Raw genomic sequence first — 20,272 nt, 5'->3', positions numbered from 1 at the left:
AATTCCGTGACAGAAAAACAGCACAAACTGACAAAGATCAGGCCCCATTGCGACGCTGGTCAGTGCATAGCCCTCTTTGCGGCTCTTTCTTTGCGACATGATTACCGCCAGCTTACTTAAGAAATACGACCGACCGGTTCCACGATACACCAGTTATCCTACTGTACCTCAATGGGAGCCGGAAATTTCAGTGGAAAAATGGGAGACCAATTTCAGTGAGCAGTTTTCCATTGAGAATTCCCAAAACGGGATCGCACTCTATATTCACCTCCCTTTCTGTGAGAGTCTTTGCACCTATTGCGGCTGTAATAAAAAGATTACCAGCAACCATAAAGTGGAAGGCGAATACATTGAAGCTATCCTGAAAGAATGGACCCTTTACTTACGACTCATGAAGGAAAAACCGGTGCTTCGGGAACTCCATCTTGGCGGAGGAACACCTACCTTTTTCTCACCGGAAAACCTGGAAAAACTATTACTGCCGATTCTCAATTCCTGCACCCTTGCCGATGACCACGCTTTCAGTTTTGAAGGCCATCCCAATAATACCACCTACGATCACCTGAAAACCCTGTATGATCTGGGCTTTCGCCGGGTTAGTTTTGGCGTGCAGGATAATGATCCTATTGTGCAGCAAATCATCAACCGCATTCAGCCTTTTTATAAAGTGCAGGAAGTAACCGAGATCGCACGCGAAATTGGTTATACCTCAGTCAACTATGACCTGATCTATGGTCTACCAAGACAAACCACCGAATCCATGGAACGCACCCTGAAACAGGTACTTTCCTTAAAACCGGATCGGGTTGCTTTTTACAGTTATGCCCATGTACCCTGGACCAGTCGCGGCCAGCGCCTCTTTGATGAAAACGACCTCCCATCTGCAGAACTGAAAATGGAACTCTATCGCCTGGGGAAATTCCAGTTTGCAATGCATGGGTACCAGGATATTGGCATGGATCATTTTGCCCTACCAACAGATGAGTTGTATCTCGCCAGGTGGCGGGAAGCAGGGAAGACGGGGGAATGGAAGATGGAGGAAGGAGAAGGGAAACGGGAGGCAGGATACGGGAGACGGGAAGAGCCAAAGCTCCACAGGAACTTCATGGGGTATACGACTCAATCTTCCAAGCTATTGATTGGTTTAGGTGTGTCCAGTATCAGTGATACCGGCAACGCTTATGCGCAGAATAATAAAACCATTCGAGAATATTATGAGCTGATTAACCAGGGTAAACTGGCCATCACCAAAGGCTATTTTCTGGATGAGGAAGATTTGTCATTCAAACAATACATTCTCGATATCAGTTGCAAGGGAAAAACCAATTTCAAAAAAGCTGATTTACCTATGCTTCAACAATTCAGTTTTCCGGTGTTGGAAGAACTGGCAGCTGATGGCTTACTAACATGGAACGAGGAAGGACTATCACTCAGTTGCAAAGGCCATCATTTTATCCGGATTGTCTGCAGCGCGTTTGATTTATTCATTCAACGTAAAAGACAAGAGGGAGAAGAATCCATCCGGTATTCCAAAGCGATCTGATCAGGAATTGCCTTGCCGGATTTTTTTATAAATCCGGATCGCCAGCATCAGGATGACCACCAGGCAGATCAAGCCCCCTATACCCCAAACCAGGCTCATGCTCTGTTTGACCGTAACCAAAAAAACAATCGCAAAAAGAAAAATGGTAGCTACTTCATTCCAGATTCGCAACTGTGTGGAACTGAATCGGAAGACACCTGCCATTTCCTCTTTGAACAAACGATGTAAACTGAAATGGTAGGCAAATAAGCCGAGGATAAATATCCATTTCATGAGGAACCATCTTCCTTCTGGTTTGAAGAGGATTTTATCCCAATCGCCCATAAGCATCACCGTTACTCCAAAGATTAAGGTCAGTATTGCTGATGGCCAGGTAATTCCATACCAGAGTCGTTTCATCATGATGGAAAACTGCTTCCTCAAAATATTTCTCTCCACCGGCTCCTTCTCTCCTGCTTCCGTAGCATAAATGAAAAGTCGGGGCATGTAAAACAACCCCGCAAACCAGGTAACTACGAAGATGATATGGAGGGCTTTTATATAGAAGTACATAGGAGAAAAATTAGCACGGAAACGGGAAACAAAGGAGACGGGAGACAAAGGAGGAGGGAGACAAAGGAGATAGGAGGAGGGAGGCTACACAACATTAAAAGACCTTTTCACATTTCACCTCTCACGTCTCACCTTCTTTCACCTTTCACTTTTCACTTTTCACATATGTTTTCAACGTCCGTACCCACTCCGGATGCACATTCAAACAAGGTATCATCACAAACTCTTCCCCACCCGCATGCAAAAATTCTTCCTTGCCTTCTTCCGCAATTTCTTCCAGTGTTTCCAGGCAATCACTGATGAAAGCCGGACAAGCAACCACCAGTTTTTTAATACCCTCGCCGGGCATTTCTTCAAAACGCTTGGCAGTATAAGGTTTCAGCCACTCATCACGCCCCAATCTCGATTGAAAACTCATGCTCCACTTGCCTTCCGGCAATCCTAAAATTTCAGTTACTTTTTTGGTTGTCACCCAACACTGGTGCCGGTAACATTGTGCATGCGCAGGAGATGCCACTTCACAACAATTCGCCACTTTCAAACAATGCGTTCCTGTGCAATCTCCCTTGAAAATATGACGCTCCGGAACCCCGTGATAGCTAAACAAAATATGATCAAACTCCTGTTCCAGGTACGGACGAATACTCTCCGCTAATGCATGTAAATAATTGGGCTCCTCGTAATAAGGCGGCACGATATCCAGCTTAAAAGGATAGTTCCCTTCCTTGTGCTGCAATTTCGCATACTCAACCGCAGTTTCATAACTGCTCATCGCATAATGCGGATACATCGGAACCAGGATTACTTCCTCGAGCCCCGGATGCTCTTTCATCAGTTTATCATAAGCCGCCTTGGGCGATGGCGTACCATAACGCATACAAATCTCCACCGGCTCTTCCACCTGCTCCTGCAAAGCCGCCTGTAACTGTTTGGTCAGTACAATCAGGGGCGATCCCTCATCAGTCCAGATCGAGGCATAGGCCTTGGCAGATTTCGGTGCCCGAAAGGTTACGATGATTCCTTTTACCAGCAGTACCCGCAATAAATAGGGCACATCAATCACCCGTTCATCCATCAAAAACTCATTCAGGTACTTCCGAACATCCTTAACCGAAGTGGAATCCGGAGAGCCCAGGTTCATCAACAAAATGCCACGTTTCTTCATTGAGGGGAAATTTGATGCAAATAACAAGTTTCAGGACACAAAGTTGCAGAAAAAAACCTGCCCTGATCACATGCATAAAAAACACAATTCATTCGTTATTAGGTACAAATGATCCAACAAAACCGGCATTTATCATGGAATATGACAATTCACTGACAGTATGCACTCGGGAAATCAATTACCGCAGGTTATTTTTGCACTGGAATTTGTGAGAATACTATGGGAGATTATCCGAAAGATTTGCAGCATTTTTTTGTGGTTGGGCTCAGTTATAAAAAATCTGACTCCGCCGTAAGAAGTCGTTTCGCCATCAGCCAGGAACAATATGATTGGATTCTGGAACAGGCCAACGCCCGCGGTATTGCTGAACTCTTCGTTTTATCTACCTGTAATCGCACCGAAATTTATGCCATCGCCCCTGAATTGGATGCCCTGATCACCCTAATCTGTGAAGCTACCGGGCAATCGGAAGAAGAATTCAAACAATTTGCTTATCTGTATCGCGCTGAAAATGCGGTACAACATCTGTTCCAAGTGGCAGCCGGACTCGATTCACAAATCCTGGGCGACTATGAAATTGTTGGACAAATCAAGATCGCCATCAAATACGCCAAGGAAAAAGCTGCCATCGGTCCATTTATCGAACGCCTTTTCAACCAGGTGCTGGCAACTTCCAAATTGATTAAAAATCAAACAGCCCTGAGCAGTGGCTCCGTGTCTGTTTCCTTTGCCGCGATTCAGTACCTGAAAGACCGGGTACCCGATGTGGCCAATAAATCTGTCCTGCTGATTGGGACTGGTAAGATCGGTCGCAATACCTGCAAAAACCTGATCGATTACCTGGGTTGCACCAACATCACCCTGATGAACCGCACCCATGAAAAGGCAGAGAAACTCGCAAAAGAACTGGATTTGGCAGCACTGCCCGCCAGCTTCCTGGCACAAACAGTTGCTGATACCGATATCATCATTGTTGCCTCCAATGCCGCGGAAGCAATTATTCGTCCCGAACACCTTAAGCCCGGCACAGAACAATGGATCATTGACCTGTCTATCCCTAACAATGTGGCTCCTGAAGTGAGTGAAGTGGATGGTAAGGAACTCCTGAATGTTGACCAGCTTTCCCGCATGAAAGATGAAACCCTGCTGAAGCGCCAGGCTGAAGTGCCCAAAGCACTTGTCCTGATTGCTGAACAAAGCGGTGAGTTTTACGATTGGTGCAAAATGCGCAAGCAATTGGCCGTACTGGGACAGGTAAAACTAAAACTGGAAGAAATTCACGTAAACACCCTGAGCGCTGATACACAGCACCCTCAATGGTTTTATACTACTACCTTTGCCAACACCGAAGAAGCCGCAACCCGGATTCAGAAAGTGCTGAACACCATGGCAGCCAAAATGCGGGTGAAAAACCAGCGTGGTTGTCATTACCTGGAAGCGATTAACGATTTCATGGCCTTCGGTGCCAATTAACATGAACAAGATTATCAGAATCGGAACGAGAGACAGTCAGTTGGCTGTCTGGCAGGCTACATTAGTACAGTCCCTGCTCAAAGAAAAAGGATTTCAAACCGAATTGGTTCCCCTGAAATCGGATGGCGATATCGATCTCGTTACCCCCCTCTATGCCATGGGCGTACAGGGTGTGTTCACCAAAACACTCGACAGTGCCCTGCTAAGTGAGCGCTTTGATATTGCCGTACATTCCATGAAAGATGTACCTACACAAATGGCACAGGGAATTGCTGCTGCTGCCGTTTTACCAAGAGCCAGTCACAAAGATTTACTGGTTCCCAAAAATGGAACGGAATTTCTTTCCGATGCTGCCTATTCCGGTTTAGTTGCCACCAGCAGCATTCGCAGAAAAGCACAATGGCTGAACAGATACCCCCACCATCGCATCACCAACCTGCGTGGTAATGTTAATACCCGCCTGGGTAAATTGTCTGAAGAAGATTGGGATGGCGCCATTTTCGCAGCTGCCGGATTGGAACGTATCAACCTCCGGCCTGAATCAGCTATTGAACTCGACTGGATGTTACCTGCACCGGCACAGGGTGCCATCCTCGTTGTTTGCCGGGAATCTGATACCACTACTTTTGAAGCCTGCGCTTTGTTGAATGATCCGGATACCGCGCTCTGTGCCAATATTGAACGTGATTTCCTGAAAACCCTGATGGGTGGCTGTTCTACACCGATTAGTGCGCTCGCGGAAATTGAACAGACGCTGGACAAAGAAGGTAATCCAATACGAATGCTGCGCTTTCGCGGAAACATTTTTTCACTGGATGGCGCAGCTCATCTTGCTATTGAAAAAACCGTTGCGGTTGAGGATGCCCGAGAACTTGGTACCATAGCGGCCAATGAATTACTTGAACAAGGTGCCGATAAAATTGTTGCAACTATAAAAAATGGCAATTGAAACCCACACCATATTGCCCCGCTTATTAACTACCAGGCCGCTGGCAGATGCCACCATCCTGGAAGCAAAAAAAAGAGGTGTTGAGATTAGCACCCTTTCTTTCATAGATACCGCACCGATTCATACGGCTGAAATTATTGAAGAAATTCAGGCCGCCCTGCTCATGAGTACCACCGTTGTTTTTACCAGCATGAATGCAGTGGAATCTGTGGTAGAGATCATGCAGGATCAGCAACCCGACTGGCAGATCTATTGCATCGGTCAAACAACCAAATCCCTGATAGAAAAATACTTTGGAGAAGAGCGCATCATCGGCACTGCAGACAATGCAGTTGCTTTAGCCGATCGTATCATTGAAGATGAACTGTCGGATGAAGTGATTTTTTTCTGTGGTGATCAACGTCGCCCGGAATTACCCGACATGCTGTTTGCAGCGGGTATCCTGGTTACGGAAATCGTAGTGTATGAAACCATTCCCGTTCACCACAAACTGAACCAATCCTTTGCAGGCGTGTTGTTTTACAGTCCGTCTGCTGTGGAGAGTTTCTTCGTCAACAACAAACTCGACCCCCGCACCCTGGTATTTGCAATTGGTGATACAACAGCCACGACTATCCGAAAATTCTGTTCCAATAAAATTATCCTGGCTGATAAACCGGGAAAAGAGGGACTGGCAAAAAAAGCCATTGATATCCTCGCACTGAACTGATAAAAAATAAGTACACTATATGTCGCTACAAAACGATCTCATTCTGCGTACCCTGAGAGGAGAAAAAACGGAAAGAACCCCCGTGTGGATGATGCGCCAGGCTGGTCGCTATCTCCCTGAATACATGGTACTGCGTGAGAAGTATGGCTTTTTCGAACGTTGCCAGACTCCTGAGCTGGCCTGCGAAATCACCCTGCAGCCGATTGATATTGTTGGGGTGGATGCCGCCATCCTGTTCTCTGACATCCTGGTAGTTCCCCAGGCAATGGGATTGGAAGTACAATTGATTGAAAGCAAGGGTCCCTTTTTGCCCGACCCCATTAAAAATATTGCCGACTTAAAGCGCGTAGGCGTGCCCGATGTAAATGATCGCCTGCATTATGTGTTTGATGCGATCAAGCTGATAAAAAAAGAATTGAATGACCGGGTGCCGTTGATTGGATTTGCAGGTGCTCCCTGGACACTGCTTTGTTATATGGTACAGGGTAAAGGAAGCAAGACTTTTGATGAAGCCAAAGCTTTCTGTTATGCACAACCGGAAACAGCCCATCAGTTATTGCAGATGATCACCGATACAACCATCGCCTACCTGAAAGGTCAGGTAAAAGCCGGTGCAGACCTGGTTCAGATTTTCGATAGCTGGGGTGGATTGCTGAGTCCGGATGATTTCGAAACCTTCTCCCTGCAATATATCCGCCAGATTGTGGCTGCATTGAAAGAGGAAGTGCCTACTATCATTTTTGCTAAAGGTGCCTGGTTTGCGCTGGAAGAGATGGCAGCAACAGGAGCACATGGATTAGGAATCGACTGGTGTATCAAACCCGCCATGGCGCGGCAGTTTGCTGGAAACAATGTAACCCTGCAGGGCAATTTTGATCCGGCCAAATTACTGGGACCTATACCCGAAATTCAGAAAGCAGTGAAAAAAATGATGACAGATTTTGGTCCGGGCAGACATATCGCGAATCTCGGTCATGGTATCCTGCCCAATGTTCCGGTAGATCATGCACGTGCATTTGTTGATACGGTAAAAGAATTTCGTCATCATGTTTAAGGACAAGTTCATAGCCTATATCCACGATCTGCAGAACCGGATCTGTGCTGCACTCGAGGCCGCAGATGGCAAAGCCAGCTTCGTGGAAGACCAGTGGGAAAGACCTGAAGGTGGTGGAGGTAAAACCAGGGTAATCGCCAATGGCAATGTGATTGAAAAAGGAGGCGTGAATACATCTGTAGTATTTGGCGAAGTAACAGATGCGATGCGCACCCAACTTAAGATCAATGGTCACAGTTGGTTTGCGTGTGGATTAAGCCTGGTGATACATCCCTACAATCCTTTTGTACCGACCGTGCATTGCAATTACCGCATGTTTGAATTGTACAATGAAGCGGGAGAAGTAATGGATCGCTGGTTTGGTGGAGGCACTGATTTAACGCCTTATTACCTGTTTGAAGAAGATGCCAGGCATTTTCACCAGACCTATAAAAATGCCTGCGACAAATTCGATGAGAGCTTCTATCCTGCCTTTAAAAAAGTATGCGATGAGTATTTTGTGAACTGGCATCGCAATAAGGAAAGAAGAGGCATTGGTGGTATGTTTTACGATTACCAGCGACCCACTGCAGAAAGAGATGCCAACTGGTGGCTGGCCTTTGCGCAATCCTGTGGCGATGCATTTATGGAAGCTTATATTCCGCTGGTAGAGAAAAGAAAGAATACGAACTTTACACCCGAGCAGAAACACTGGCAGGAAATTCGTCGCGGCAGGTACACGGAATTCAACCTGGTACACGACCGCGGTACACTATTCGGATTAAAAACCAATGGGCGAATTGAAAGTATCCTGATGAGCCTGCCACCAACCGTACGCTTCGAATACAATTACCAGCCTGTACCCGGCTCGGAAGAAGATAAATTATTACAAGCCTGTTTGCATCCGGTAGACTGGGTGTAACACTAAAGTATATACGATGATCCTGCAAAGAAGAAACCGCATACTCCGTCAGTCGGCAGCCATCCGTTCCCTGGTAGCAGAAACGAGATTAAGTCCCGATGATTTTATAGTTCCCCTTTTCATCGATGAAGGAGAAAATACCCGCATTGAAATTCCTTCCATGCCGGGGTATTACAGGAATACACTGGACCTGACAGTAGCAGAAGTAAAGGAATTGTGGCAGATGGACCTGAAATCGGTATTGCTATTTATCAAGTGTAAAGACGAGTGGAAAGATAATACAGGCAAAGAAGCCTGGAACCCGGACGGACTGATGCAGCGTGCCGTAAAAGCAATTAAAGACGCGGTGCCTGAAATGCTGGTGATGACCGATGTAGCGCTGGATCCTTATTCCTCCTTCGGGCATGATGGCATCGTAGAAAATGGACAGATTGTAAATGATCCAACTGTAGAAGCTCTGGTGAAAATGAGTATCTCACATGCAAGAGCAGGTGCAGATTTTGTAGCTCCCTCCGATATGATGGATGGCCGGATTGGCGCTATCCGAAAGGGATTGGAAGCAGAAGGATTTATCAATACCGGCATCATGAGTTACAGTGCCAAATATGCCAGTTGTTTTTATGGCCCCTTCAGAGATGCGCTGGACAGTGCGCCTGGATTTGGCGACAAAAAAACTTACCAGATGGATTATGCCAACCGAATTGAAGCGGTGAAGGAAACCCTGATGGATGTGGAAGAAGGCGCCGATATCGTGATGGTAAAACCGGCACTGGCTTACCTGGATATCATCCGGGAAGTAAAAAACAGTGTATCCGTACCTGTTAGTGCATACAATATCAGTGGCGAGTATGCCATGATCAAAGCGGCGGCAAAAATGGGCTGGATCAATGAAGACAAGGCAATCCTGGAAACCCTGACCTCCATCAAAAGGGCAGGCGCGGATCTGATAGCCACTTATTTTGCAAAAGACGCGGTGAGGTTGATTAGTTAAACCGATTACTAAACTTTTGAATAAGATCCTATGTTTATTATCGAACTCAACTACCAGGTACCTGTAAGCGAAATTGACGCCAACATGGCGGATCATATTGAGTATCTCGACAAACACTATCGTTCCGGGCATTTCCTGGCATCCGGCAGAAAGGAGCCAAGGGATGGCGGACTGATCTTTGTAAAAGCAGCAAGTAAGCTGGAAGTGGAAAAGATCATAGCAGAGGATCCCTTCAACAGGAAAGGATTGGCGACTTATCGCATCATCGAATTCAAAGCAACCAAAAAAATCAAGACCTACGATAATTTCGCGGGTGATGAATAATATTTCAGCAGCATGAACAACATATCTGTCAGCAAAGCACTTTTCTCAAAGGCCCAGGAATCCATTCCAGGGGGTGTCAACTCTCCCGTACGAGCATTCAAAAGCGTAGGAGGTACCCCCATCTTCATGCAGAAAGCAAAAGGCGCTTATCTATATGATGTGGACGGGAATCAGTACATCGATTATATCGCTTCCTGGGGACCCATGATATTGGGACATGCATATGGGCCGGTGGTGAAAGCCATCCAGGAATATGCAGCCTATTCAACTTCCTATGGTGCGCCGACAGAGTTGGAGATCAAAATGGCAGAGCTGATCAAATCCATGGCACCCAATGTGGATCTGATCCGCATGGTGAGTAGTGGAACCGAAGCCTGTATGAGTGCCATTCGCGTGGCGCGGGGCTATACGAGCCGGAACAAGATCATCAAATTTGAAGGCTGTTATCACGGGCATGCGGATTCTTTCCTGGTAAAAGCCGGAAGTGGAGTGGCAACCTTCAATATCCAATCTGTACCAGGGGTAACAGCGGGAGTAAGCGCAGATACATTGACCTGTGCCTATAATGACCTGGAGGCGGTGCAGCAATTAGCGGCTAGTCATAAAGGTGAGATTGCAGCCATCATAGTAGAGCCGGTAGCCGGTAATATGGGCTGTATCCTGCCAGCTCCGGGCTTCCTGGAAGGACTACGTTCCATATGTGACCAGGAAGGAATCCTCTTAATCTTTGATGAAGTGATGACCGGATTTCGACTGGCGCCTGGTGGTGCACAGGAATTGCTGAAGGTGGATGCCGACCTCGTAACCTATGGTAAAGTAATCGGTGCTGGTATGCCGGTAGGAGCATTCGGAGGCAAAAAAGAAATCATGCAGGTAGTGGCACCACTGGGTTCTGTTTACCAGGCAGGCACCCTGAGTGGCAATCCCATCGCGATGATTGCAGGTTATACCCTCTTATCAGAATTGAAATCAAATCCCGGCATTTATAAAGAACTGGAAGAAAAAACGCTGTACCTGAAGAAAGGGCTGGATGAAGTGCTGGCAGCCTGGGGACAGCCCTATGTGATCAACCAGTTGGGCAGTATGATCAGCATCCATTTCAGCGAACAGGCAATTACCGATTTCGCCAGTGCCGGTGCAGCCAACAATGCACGCTTCGCGAAATACTTTCATGCCATGCTAAACCGCGGCATTTACCTGCCACCCTCAGCATTTGAAAGTTGGTTCCTGAACAATGCGCTGACTAAGGAAGATCTGGATAAAACGATTCAGGCGACAGGAGAATGCATGGCAGAACTTTAAGGATTAGAGTAACTTTTTCGAAAAATCAAATGGTTCATCTATACCGGGAATTCTAAGTCTGTAGAGCTCGTGTAATTTTTGCTTTTTTCCCGTGACGAAGAATTCCAGTTTCTCACAAATGCTGTCTATTGATTCGTGAATCGTTGCTCTTTCCAATCCAATACAATCCTCCGGCTTGCATGGAATTGGCTCCAACTGTCCTGCAATGATCAAATAGCATTTTTCAATATTGGTAAAATCCTGTCTGAAAAATTTCGGAGTAAAAGATTCTTCATCTTTTGAAAGCTGAATCACTTTCAAAAACTCCATTTCCTTATATACATCTTTGTGTACAAAATTGGAATAGATTGGTGTTGCATCAGGAATTAATGCATCTAACTCAGTATCCTCTTGTACTTGCGGAAAATAATAGAAACTAGTTACCCCAAACTTCATTTCACGTGCAACATAAATTCGTTGAGATGTTGTACATCGCAATTTAAAACAACTACCTTCTACTATCTTTTTTGATCTGGCCATTTTTCACTTCTTATCAAACTGCTGCATTAAATAACTGTAATAAGATATCATCCGGCCATAATTATCAATGCTCATGTATTCATTGAAATTGTGAATGCTGCGCTGTTCAAATGGATTCAGCAATACCGGCATAAACCGATAGATGCGATCACTCAGCTCGCCCATGTGTTTACAATCCGTTGCTCCAATGGTGAGATAAGGTGTCACGAGTGTTCCGGGATATAACTGTCCCACAGCATCCTGTATTATATCATACCCTCTTCCGTCTGTAGGTGATACGTTCGATGGCTCAACCGGTATCCTTGGTGCATCAATTTCCACCTCAAATCCTTCACATGCTTTTTTGATATGCGCCAACACATCCTGGGAAGTTTCTCCTGGTAAAATTCTAAAATTGATCACCACTTCCACCACAGGAGCCAGCACATTATTGCCATCACTTCCTTTCAACTGCGTGATCGCGGTTGTTGTCCTGGTCAGTGCATTCGCCTGTGGCGTTTTAGCCATCTGTTTGAATAACATTCCCTGGAACAACCATTGGTTGGCGATTGCCATACGGCCAGTAAAGCCCATACCCGCACCGGCAATATTCATAAAATCTGCAGTAGGTTTAATCATGCGTTGAGGAAGCTGGTTGTTTTCGAGTCGCTGCATAATAATAGCAGCCCTTCCTGCAGCTGTTTGCAAAGGAGGCATGGAAGAATGTCCACCTGTTCCTTTTACTTTAATGCGATAGGCTACCACCCCTTTCTCCGCAATACCTACAAATGCTATGTTCTGATTGATGCCTTCCGCTGTACCCGGACTTGCAACAATTCCTCCTTCATCAAAAATGGTTTCGAAGCGAATGCCCTGATTTTTTAAATAAGTAGCCAGGTGAGCCGCACCTCGTAATCCGCCCACTTCCTCATCCGGGTCCAGAGCGATATAAATATCCCGCTGTGGTACAAATTGCTGGGCCAGTAAGGTATCAACGGATTCAAGCAAAGCAAAGACGACACCTTTCATATCGATGGCACCCCGGCCATGAATTCGTCCCTCTGTAACCGCACCAGAAAAAGGAGGATAGTTCCATTTGCTGAATTCTTCCGTTGGTAATGGTGCAGGATCCTCCGACATATCAAACATATTCTGACCGATAGCATCCTCATCGTGCTCATGGGCACCAGGTGCCACCACATCATAATGACTCATAAATAGCAGGGGCTTTAAGGAAGGATTGCTTCCTTTCCAAACCAACAGCAACTGATGACCATTGATCAGGGTATCTTTGAGGTTACTAAAGACCCTTGGATAGGCCTCTCTTACATACAATCGGAAAGAATCATAAACGGGAAATGGATTTTCAGCACTGTCGATATAACTCACCGTATTGTATTGAAGTCCGGTTGCAAACCTCTTTACACTATGTTCTGAAACGGGTACTTTTAAAGGCTCCGGCTGCTCTGCGGACAATTTAGCAAAAGGATGCGTGTAGGTTTTGAATACAATAACAGCCGCCAAAGCAAGAAGTATTAATCCTAGTAGAATACCCAATTTTTTCATGGTCCTGGTTTAAAGAGAGGTTGATTATGTTTTAAATTACATAATTATATAAACCATACCTAATTAATTATTAATGAAATTGATCAGGTAGTTGGGTAATTTAAATCTAATCAAAATGATATTTCCGAATATACCTTCTATCAGCTATCTGCCTAACAGAAATGCCGGCATTTGGATATTCCTGGGGTTCACCTGATTTATTATTATACTGAAAAACAAGCTCTACACTTTCCAGGTATTTTTCTTGGTTTCCTAAAATAAAATTGACTGTACCTTCTAGAGTATCTTTTCGCAAACACTCCAACTTTAAAAGTTGTACCCACTCCTGTTCTTGCAAATTAAAACACCCATCTTTTTTACAACAAAAATCAGTCATCATAGCATCAGAAGAAATATTAATTGCTAGTTTTTCAAGTAATTCGGAATGTTTAAAATAGTATTCTTCAGCTGCATCTCTACACGATGAAAAAATGAAGAGAAAACAAGATAATATTAGCAGGATTGAAGTTTTCATTTGGAATTCTGAACGATTGAGTAAGTACCACTTCCATCAAAATCAAATCCAGTATCAATACCAGGCGCCATAACAATTGCAAAATCAGTTAAATTAAAATTGCCTACAAGTGTTTGTAAATATGTTGAATTTAAGAAATCAGCTCCCATACAATCCACCAACTTCTCATAATCATAAATCTTTATAAAACTTTCAAGAATTTGATCTTTTAAAATAAGGATTAGTCCGGTATCTGTTGAAAACAGGCTTGGATCTTCCGCAAATTCTTCATTGTCATTTTTTTTTATTTGGTTAACATGCAAGGTATCCGTCGTAAATACGGTTACTGCAAATGGGGAATCAGTATAAGGAAATAGATCATCTTTTGCATTCTGCCAGTAATCAACACTATTGATGTCTAACTCTTTTTCCTTTATATCATTTAGATACATGGCATCAATAATGATATACCTAACTCCAGCTTCTATGCGGATTGATTCACCGTTTGTAGAAATATTATTCATGTTATTAACTTGCGTTATATTACATGATCACTGTTCTCTCTTGATTAAAAATAAATATCCTTTTCCTTCTTTTATTAATAAGAGGGTATCTGATTTGGGCCTTTTAATTATTGTATCGCCCTTTTTTGCAAGAACAGCGAAACTCTTTGTCTCATCGTATAGAGGATACGATGAAAAAACATACTCTTCATTGGAGTCGGTAAGCTTAATGCAATCACGGTGATATTTAATATCGATAGATTCTAATTTGCCATTGAATTCAGCCGAATCGAATTTTAGAAAAGCCTCTCTAATGTTTTTGTCTGTAGTAGATATTCCATAAAATAGAAATAGTATAATCAGTATTGCCAGTATTGTGAATATATATTTCATTTCCCCAAACTTCCGATTAACATAATAAAACTTTTACCTGCTGTGGTATTAAGCGAGCAGTTAGGATCGTGCAAAAGCAATTAATGATTCATACTCGCCTCTGTCTGCCGCTTTAAGAGCTTTCAGGTATGCAGCCCTCGCATCCGTTTTACCAGAGAAGGTACTAGCCCCCCACGTAAATACTGGCTGCTTATAGATATTCTCAATGATGATATCAGCCATTAATCGGCTATGCCTTCCATTTCCATTCGGGAAACAATGAATACTTACAATCCGATGCTTGAACCGAATTCCTATTTCATCAGGATTATAGATGTTATTCTTGTGCCAATACAATGCATCGTCCAGCAGGGATTTTAAGGCCGTAGGTATTTGCCATTTGTCAACACCAATATTCCGGTTTGATTTTCTAAAATCTCCAGCCCAGGACCATACATCTACAAACATGCGTTCATGAATCATCCTTATAAAATGTTCTGTAAAAACAGTAGCTGGCTTAAAACTTTTTCCAAGGGTCCATTGTACTGCCCGTTCTATATTTTGCTGTTCAAACTCATCCAGTTCTCCCCTTGTACTTATAGTGGGAATTAACAACCCCTCACGTTCCTCCTCATCCAATGGAGTTTGGCCTTCCGAACTGTCAAACTCTAATCCCATAAAATTTTAGGTATTTCTTTCTTTATCTCATTGGCACGCTCCTGAATTGCCTTTTCAATTCTTTCCTTTGAATTAGCCTGATCTTCTAACTCCATAGTCGTTGCTGTCCGCAATACAATTTTGGTTGCCAGTTCAATTGCCCGTTTCTCAATCAAGGAATCTAATGAACCATCATTTGGAATAAATCCATATACCAATTGCATATCCAATGCCCTTGCTACTTCCTTCAGGGATTTAATTGTTATAGATCCATCTTTTTCCCTCCTCTCTAGATCCAAAACCCCCTGTTTGGAAATGCCCAATTTGTTACCCAGTTGCTGCATTGACATGCCCAACGAAGTGCGAATTGCTTTTACCCAACCATACTGTGGAATGGCTACCTGTTTTAAAATAGCAAACGACTGCATTTTGCTATTTAAGTGTTGCAGCTGAAGTGATTGTTTGCTCATATCGTAAAGTAATAACTTGACATAATTAGTATAAAAGTAAAGCTTTTATTTTACTTTCTACACTCAATTGTCAAGTTTTAACTTTACTTAATTCAAGCTCCTCCTTAGGAATGCCGCACCCCCTCCGTCACCTTAAACACATGCAATATCGCCGGGAATAAGGCATCTATGCTCTCCTCACTGCCTCTGGGCGAGCCGGGGAAGGTGAGTACCAGCATATCGCCAATAAAGCCTGCCACGCCCCTGGAGAGCATGGCATAGGGCATGCGCTGCTGCCCATAATTCCGGGCCGCTTCCATGATACCAGGAATTTCGCGGTCCAGCAGGGGTGCAATGGCATCCGGAGTAACATCGCGGGGAGATAAACCTGTTCCTCCTGTGAAGATGGCCAGGCGTACACCCGCATCCTTCAGCTCTTTCACCTTGGCCTGGATGGATATTACATCATCGTATACAGCTGCCCGTAAGACGCCCTGAATATTGTATTGTGCCAGCTTGGTTTCAATTAAATCTCCTGTTCTATCGGGATAAGTGCCACTTGCCACACCATCGGAACAGGTTACGATGGCAGTCTTCACCGTATCCGGCATCTCATACCGGAAATCTGTCTTGCCGCCTTTTTTCTCTTCCAGTTTGATGGTGCTTATTTCAATGGATTTGTCAATTGGCTTCAGCATATCATACATGGTCAACGCCACCACCGACGCCCCATGCATGGCTTCCACTTCCACACCGGTTTTGTAAATCGTCCTCGCCTCTACTGAAATTATAATATCCAATCCTTCTATCCGATGCGTGATAGCCGCATATTCAATGGGCAATGGATGACAATCAGGGATCACATCACTGGTTTTTTTGATGGCCAGTAAGCCAGCAGCCCGCGAGAACTCAAATACATCACCCTTGGGCACTTTCTTCTGCAAGATGGCATCAATGGTAGCCTGACCCGATACCCTCAAAATCGCCGTAGCAATTGCCTGGCGCAGTGAACTTGATTTATGCGTTATGTTAACCATGCTTCCACTTTATTTATTTTCCTTCCATTGATAAGATTCATCTTCAAATAGTTCCTTGCCCCATACCGGTAACTCAAACTTGATCTTTTCCACCAATTCCGTACAGGCATCGATTGCCATTCTGCGATGTTTGGAAGAAGTGAATACAAAGAGACAGATCTCGCCTGCCGCTACCTTACCCAGACTGTGATACACATGCATACAGGTCAGGTCGTACTTACTAAAGATAGCTTCCCGGATCTCCAGCATTTTCTCAAGGGCCATCTCTTCATAAGTAGTATACTCAATGGCAGCTACGGGCTTTTCCTCAATGGTATCGGCCCGCACCTGTCCAAGAAAGATACTATGACCTCCAATATCGTGACGCGTACTGTGCTTTTGTATGCTGTCAGCTATAAAGGCCGGCGAAATCGCGCCTTGTACAAAGATCTGTTTGGGTTTACGTTCTTTCATATCTACTGCTTGTAGGTTTTCCAATGGAGTACTCCCCCTTTTAAACTGTATATGTTGATCCGTGTATTGATTTCCGCCAGCCAGTTCGCTGCTTGCAGGCTTCTTTTGCCCGACTGACAAATGAATACAACGGTATCTGCATCTATTGTATGCAATTGCTCTTTCAATCCGGATAAAGGCATTTTCAGATGTTGCACCCCCGTAATTGCAGGCAACTCACCTTCCTCTCTTACATCAATCACCAGGAGTTTTTCCTGCGCTATGAGCGCTTCCAATTGTTTGCTGTCAATCTCCTTTGCATCCACCCCGATACCACATAACCACTCATAATTCGTACTAAGAAATTCCTGCTCATTCTTCGGCATCCATTTCCTGTTTTCCTCCACCACTGATAACTCCACCGTCATATGTTGGTTATACAAGGCATGGTAGGTATACAACTGATTCTTCAATACCTCTCCCATTCCCGTGATCCACTTGATGACTTCATTCGCCTGCATGCTGCCAATAATGCCAGGCAACACACCCAATACACCCGCTTCCGCACAATTCAACACCTCGCCTTCTACAGGTGGTTGCGGAAAGAGATCCCTATAATTAACAGCTGTTTTATCTGTTGCAAACACAGCAACTTGTCCCTCGAATCGGGATACCGCCCCGTAGACCAATGGCTTCTGCAACAATACACAGGCATCGTTCACCATATAGCGCGTTGCAAAATTATCAGTGCCATCCAGGATGATATCATAGGAATCAAACAGTTCGAGACAAAGCGCAGTATCCAATTTAGCCGGATAGGTTAGTATGTTGATATCCGGATTGATGGCTTTCAATTTTTGCTCTGCCACCAGCACTTTTAACTGTCCGATATCCTCTGTTCCATACAGCACCTGCCGGTGAAGATTGCTAATTGATACGGTATCAAAATCAACTATGCCAAGGGTGCCAACTCCGGCTGCTGCCAGGTACAACAAAGCCGGACAACCCAATCCGCCTGCACCCAGCACCAATACCTTTGCTTCAGCCAATCGTTGCTGACCTTGCTCACCAAACTCCTTCAGGAGTACTTGCCGGTGATAACGTTCCTGTATAATTCCAGTTTGCTGCATCATTATCCTCCGGAAAAGGGTGGTAATAAAGCAATGCTGCTGTTTGCTGCTAATGCTGTATTTCCCTGGATGATTTTTTTATTCACTGCCACTACAAATTTGGCGGTTCCCAATGCAGGGTATTGTTGCTTCAATGCTGCTAATAGTTCATCGGTATTGCTGACTGCAGGTATCCGAATGTTGCTGCTCCCTGTTATATCTGTCAATTGCCCGAATATCGTAATCTGTAGTTCCATTTTTTCTACGCTGAGGTAAACAATAGTTTAAAGGCCGCCATCGTAAGCACGGTTGCCAGTGTGAATTTCAGCACTTCCTGCCTGAATTTCAAGGATCCGAACCAGGCCCCTAACAATCCTCCACCAAAAGCGATTACCACCATCCACAACATGTCTGTACTGAAATGAATGCCCTTGGTCAATTGCCCGAATAAGCCACTCAGGGAATTCACGAATATAAACAAGGCACTGATGGCCGCGGTTTGCTTTTGATTGGTCCAATTTAATAACAACAAAATCGGCGAAAGGATGATGCCTCCACCAATTCCTATGAGTCCGGATAAAAATCCTATACCGGCTCCAATGAAAACCGACACCCACACATTCGACTCTACCGACCCCGCCTGCTTGCTATCTTTTAATAAAAAGAAGCGCAGGATCGGCAACAATAACAGCGCCCCTAATATCTTCTTATAAATCGTTGCATCGATAGTTAGCAGTCCGCCTACAAATGCCATAGGTATGGAGGCCAATGCCAATGGTAAAAAGATCTTCCACTTGAAATGCCCGCCCCTGTAAAACTGGATATAAGAAGTCAGGGATACAAAGAGATTCAGCAGCAGCGCCGTGGGTTTCATCACTTCGGGTGCAAATCCGTACAGGGCCATCAGGGCCAGGTAACCACTGGCACCACCATGCCCTACCGATGCATACAAAAAGGCAACGACAAACAAGATGATATAAAAAATCAGCGTAGCATCCATGCGCGCGATTAAAAGGGTAAGATATGGATTTCTACTTCATCACCCGGACCCGCTTGCGTGCATTCTTCCGGTAGCATGATCAGGCAATTGGCCCGCGCAAAGGAATTCAGTTTATAGGATTCCTGTCCTTCCAATGACATTACTTTTTCGCCATCTGCATAACCTTTAAGATAATGAGTCGGACCAGCAGGTTTTTTCACCGTATTCGCAAGAATGGCGTTGCGCTTGCGCAGGGTAAGGTTACGATGTTGCATTTCGCCTATCGCAACCAATACGTATTCATAAAAGCAGGTCATAACCGAAGCCGGATTGCCTGGTAATCCGAATACAGGTTTTTGTCCCTGTTTGCCAAACAGGATGGGCTTGCCCGGTTTCTGTTTGATCTTATGAAAGATGGTTTCGATGCCACATTCCAGTGTCGCCTTCAGCGTGAAATCATAATCCCCTACACTAATTCCTCCTGTCAACAATACCAGGTCGGACTGTTCCAGCGCAGTTGCCAGGGTAGCACTTAATGAGTTCAAATTATCCGCCACCCGAAAGAGTTGAATATCCCGGATCAACAGGGCTTCCAGCGCGGCTGTCAGAGAGGCGGAGTTGGATTCATACACCTGCCCGTATTCCAGTGGCTTTCCCGGTTCCTGCAATTCATTGCCGGTAACGATGATGGCTACCCGAGGTTTGGGATATACTTTCACTTCCGCCAGGCCAATCCCTGCCAGGAATCCAATTCCCGGTGCTGTTAAGAGGGTGCCTTTTTCCAATGCCAATGCATTTTTGCTGATCTCAGATCCTATAGGACGCACATTATCGCCTGCTGTCAGTTCAGGATCTTCAATATGCAATTCATCGCCTTCCAGGCGGATCTTTTCTTGTATCACCACCGTATCTGCTCCCGGTGGTACGGCTGCTCCTGTAAAAATGCGGACTGCCTTGCCGGGGATTAGTTCAATGGTTTGATTACTTCCCGCAGCCATCTCACCATACAAATCCAGGGGTTCTCCGGGCTTCCATCCTGCATAGGAAAATGCATAGCCATCCATGCTAGATTGCGGATAACAGGGAATATCAACAGGAGCATAGATATCTTCCGCCAGCACAGTACCCATTGCCTGCTTGATGGGAAGCACCACCGGTGGCAAGGCTTCACATTGTTCTTTTATTATTGCTTTTGCTGCTGCAGAGCTGATCAT

The 20,272-nt window shown here is 44.9% G+C and carries 24 protein-coding genes; 9 read left to right on the top strand and 15 right to left on the bottom strand.

The genetic code is table 11. From position 1 onward, the window contains the following. Nucleotides 1–97 precede the first annotated feature (97 nt). Entirely contained in the window at nt 98–1,543 is a 1,446-nt protein-coding gene (locus L0U88_RS17795) for a radical SAM protein (protein WP_234867761.1), read from the top strand. On the opposite strand, the gene L0U88_RS17790 is transcribed toward L0U88_RS17795, so the two are convergent. Continuing rightward, nucleotides 1,544–2,095: a CopD family protein gene (locus L0U88_RS17790; protein ID WP_234867759.1), complete on the bottom strand. Its 552-nt coding sequence runs from the start codon at nt 2,093–2,095 to the stop codon at nt 1,544–1,546. It abuts the gene before it with no gap. Between the two features lie 145 nt (nt 2,096–2,240). After that, nucleotides 2,241–3,260: a ferrochelatase gene (gene hemH / locus L0U88_RS17785; RefSeq protein ID WP_234867757.1), complete on the bottom strand. Its 1,020-nt coding sequence runs from the start codon at nt 3,258–3,260 to the stop codon at nt 2,241–2,243. A 219-nt stretch (nt 3,261–3,479) separates the two neighbouring features. Here hemH and hemA point away from each other — a divergent pair, with 219 nt between their 5' ends. The 8 genes from hemA to hemL are packed head-to-tail and all read left to right on the top strand — an operon-like array spanning nt 3,480 to nt 10,963. Continuing rightward, complete coding sequence (gene hemA, locus L0U88_RS17780) at nt 3,480–4,733, top strand: glutamyl-tRNA reductase (RefSeq protein ID WP_234867755.1); 1,254 nt, start codon at nt 3,480–3,482, stop codon at nt 4,731–4,733. Between the two features lies 1 nt (nt 4,734). After that, nucleotides 4,735–5,682 carry a hydroxymethylbilane synthase gene (gene hemC / locus L0U88_RS17775; RefSeq protein ID WP_234867753.1) on the top strand — a complete coding sequence of 316 codons (948 nt, stop codon included), beginning with the start codon at nt 4,735–4,737 and terminating at the stop codon, nt 5,680–5,682. Next, nucleotides 5,672–6,391 carry a uroporphyrinogen-III synthase gene (locus tag L0U88_RS17770; RefSeq protein ID WP_234867751.1) on the top strand — a complete coding sequence of 240 codons (720 nt, stop codon included), beginning with the start codon at nt 5,672–5,674 and terminating at the stop codon, nt 6,389–6,391. Before hemC ends, L0U88_RS17770 begins: the two co-directional genes overlap by 11 nt. A gap of 19 nt (nt 6,392–6,410) precedes the next feature. Further along, on the top strand, nt 6,411–7,445 hold the full coding sequence (hemE, locus tag L0U88_RS17765) for a uroporphyrinogen decarboxylase (RefSeq protein ID WP_234867749.1): 1,035 nt from the start codon (nt 6,411–6,413) through the stop codon (nt 7,443–7,445). Continuing rightward, entirely contained in the window at nt 7,438–8,346 is a 909-nt protein-coding gene (hemF, locus tag L0U88_RS17760) for an oxygen-dependent coproporphyrinogen oxidase (RefSeq protein ID WP_234867748.1), read from the top strand. The genes hemE and hemF overlap by 8 nt, the downstream gene beginning before the upstream one ends. A 16-nt stretch (nt 8,347–8,362) precedes the next feature. Then, nucleotides 8,363–9,337 carry a porphobilinogen synthase gene (gene hemB / locus L0U88_RS17755; RefSeq protein WP_234867746.1) on the top strand — a complete coding sequence of 325 codons (975 nt, stop codon included), beginning with the start codon at nt 8,363–8,365 and terminating at the stop codon, nt 9,335–9,337. A 30-nt stretch (nt 9,338–9,367) separates the two neighbouring features. Further along, nucleotides 9,368–9,661, top strand: a complete 294-nt coding sequence (locus L0U88_RS17750; protein WP_234867744.1) for a YciI family protein — start codon at nt 9,368–9,370, stop codon at nt 9,659–9,661. Nucleotides 9,662–9,673: 12 nt separating this feature from the next. Beyond that, the gene (gene hemL / locus L0U88_RS17745; protein ID WP_234867742.1) at nt 9,674–10,963 is read left to right on the top strand and encodes a glutamate-1-semialdehyde 2,1-aminomutase; all 1,290 of its coding nucleotides are present in this window, start codon (nt 9,674–9,676) and stop codon (nt 10,961–10,963) included. A 3-nt stretch (nt 10,964–10,966) separates the two neighbouring features. Here hemL and L0U88_RS17740 read toward each other — a convergent pair whose 3' ends face one another. From L0U88_RS17740 to L0U88_RS17680, 13 genes are all read right to left on the bottom strand, one after another. Further along, complete coding sequence (locus tag L0U88_RS17740; RefSeq protein WP_234867740.1) at nt 10,967–11,482, bottom strand: hypothetical protein; 516 nt, start codon at nt 11,480–11,482, stop codon at nt 10,967–10,969. Nucleotides 11,483–11,485: 3 nt separating this feature from the next. After that, entirely contained in the window at nt 11,486–13,027 is a 1,542-nt protein-coding gene (locus L0U88_RS17735; protein WP_234867738.1) for a M20/M25/M40 family metallo-hydrolase, read from the bottom strand. 106 nt (nt 13,028–13,133) lie between these two features. Beyond that, nucleotides 13,134–13,541 (bottom strand): hypothetical protein, encoded by a 408-nt coding sequence (locus L0U88_RS17730; protein ID WP_234867736.1) that lies wholly within the window; start codon nt 13,539–13,541, stop codon nt 13,134–13,136. Continuing rightward, complete coding sequence (locus tag L0U88_RS17725; RefSeq protein WP_234867734.1) at nt 13,538–14,044, bottom strand: hypothetical protein; 507 nt, start codon at nt 14,042–14,044, stop codon at nt 13,538–13,540. The genes L0U88_RS17730 and L0U88_RS17725 overlap by 4 nt, the downstream gene beginning before the upstream one ends. Nucleotides 14,045–14,071: 27 nt before the next feature. Continuing rightward, complete coding sequence (locus L0U88_RS17720) at nt 14,072–14,416, bottom strand: hypothetical protein (protein WP_234867732.1); 345 nt, start codon at nt 14,414–14,416, stop codon at nt 14,072–14,074. Between the two features lie 60 nt (nt 14,417–14,476). Next, complete coding sequence (locus L0U88_RS17715) at nt 14,477–15,073, bottom strand: mobile mystery protein B (protein ID WP_234867730.1); 597 nt, start codon at nt 15,071–15,073, stop codon at nt 14,477–14,479. Then, nucleotides 15,064–15,522: a mobile mystery protein A gene (locus L0U88_RS17710; protein WP_234867729.1), complete on the bottom strand. Its 459-nt coding sequence runs from the start codon at nt 15,520–15,522 to the stop codon at nt 15,064–15,066. Before L0U88_RS17710 ends, L0U88_RS17715 begins: the two co-directional genes overlap by 10 nt. Nucleotides 15,523–15,626: 104 nt before the next feature. Then, nucleotides 15,627–16,538, bottom strand: coding sequence for a bifunctional molybdenum cofactor biosynthesis protein MoaC/MoaB (moaCB, locus tag L0U88_RS17705; RefSeq protein ID WP_234867726.1), 912 nt, complete (start codon nt 16,536–16,538; stop codon nt 15,627–15,629). 9 nt (nt 16,539–16,547) lie between these two features. Beyond that, nucleotides 16,548–16,991 carry a molybdenum cofactor biosynthesis protein MoaE gene (locus L0U88_RS17700; protein WP_234867724.1) on the bottom strand — a complete coding sequence of 148 codons (444 nt, stop codon included), beginning with the start codon at nt 16,989–16,991 and terminating at the stop codon, nt 16,548–16,550. A 2-nt stretch (nt 16,992–16,993) separates the two neighbouring features. Then, on the bottom strand, nt 16,994–18,103 hold the full coding sequence (moeB, locus tag L0U88_RS17695; RefSeq protein ID WP_234867722.1) for a HesA/MoeB/ThiF family protein: 1,110 nt from the start codon (nt 18,101–18,103) through the stop codon (nt 16,994–16,996). Then, nucleotides 18,103–18,336 (bottom strand): MoaD/ThiS family protein, encoded by a 234-nt coding sequence (locus L0U88_RS17690; RefSeq protein ID WP_234867720.1) that lies wholly within the window; start codon nt 18,334–18,336, stop codon nt 18,103–18,105. The genes moeB and L0U88_RS17690 overlap by 1 nt, the downstream gene beginning before the upstream one ends. Before the next feature lie 5 nt (nt 18,337–18,341). Continuing rightward, nucleotides 18,342–19,079, bottom strand: coding sequence for a sulfite exporter TauE/SafE family protein (locus L0U88_RS17685; RefSeq protein WP_234867718.1), 738 nt, complete (start codon nt 19,077–19,079; stop codon nt 18,342–18,344). A gap of 8 nt (nt 19,080–19,087) precedes the next feature. Then, nucleotides 19,088–20,272 (bottom strand): molybdopterin molybdotransferase MoeA, encoded by a 1,185-nt coding sequence (locus L0U88_RS17680; protein ID WP_234867716.1) that lies wholly within the window; start codon nt 20,270–20,272, stop codon nt 19,088–19,090.

This window comes from Flavihumibacter fluminis, from assembly GCF_021491375.1.
Lineage (GTDB): Bacteria > Bacteroidota > Bacteroidia > Chitinophagales > Chitinophagaceae > Flavihumibacter > Flavihumibacter fluminis.
This window is presented reverse-complemented; position numbering and strand designations above follow the sequence as displayed.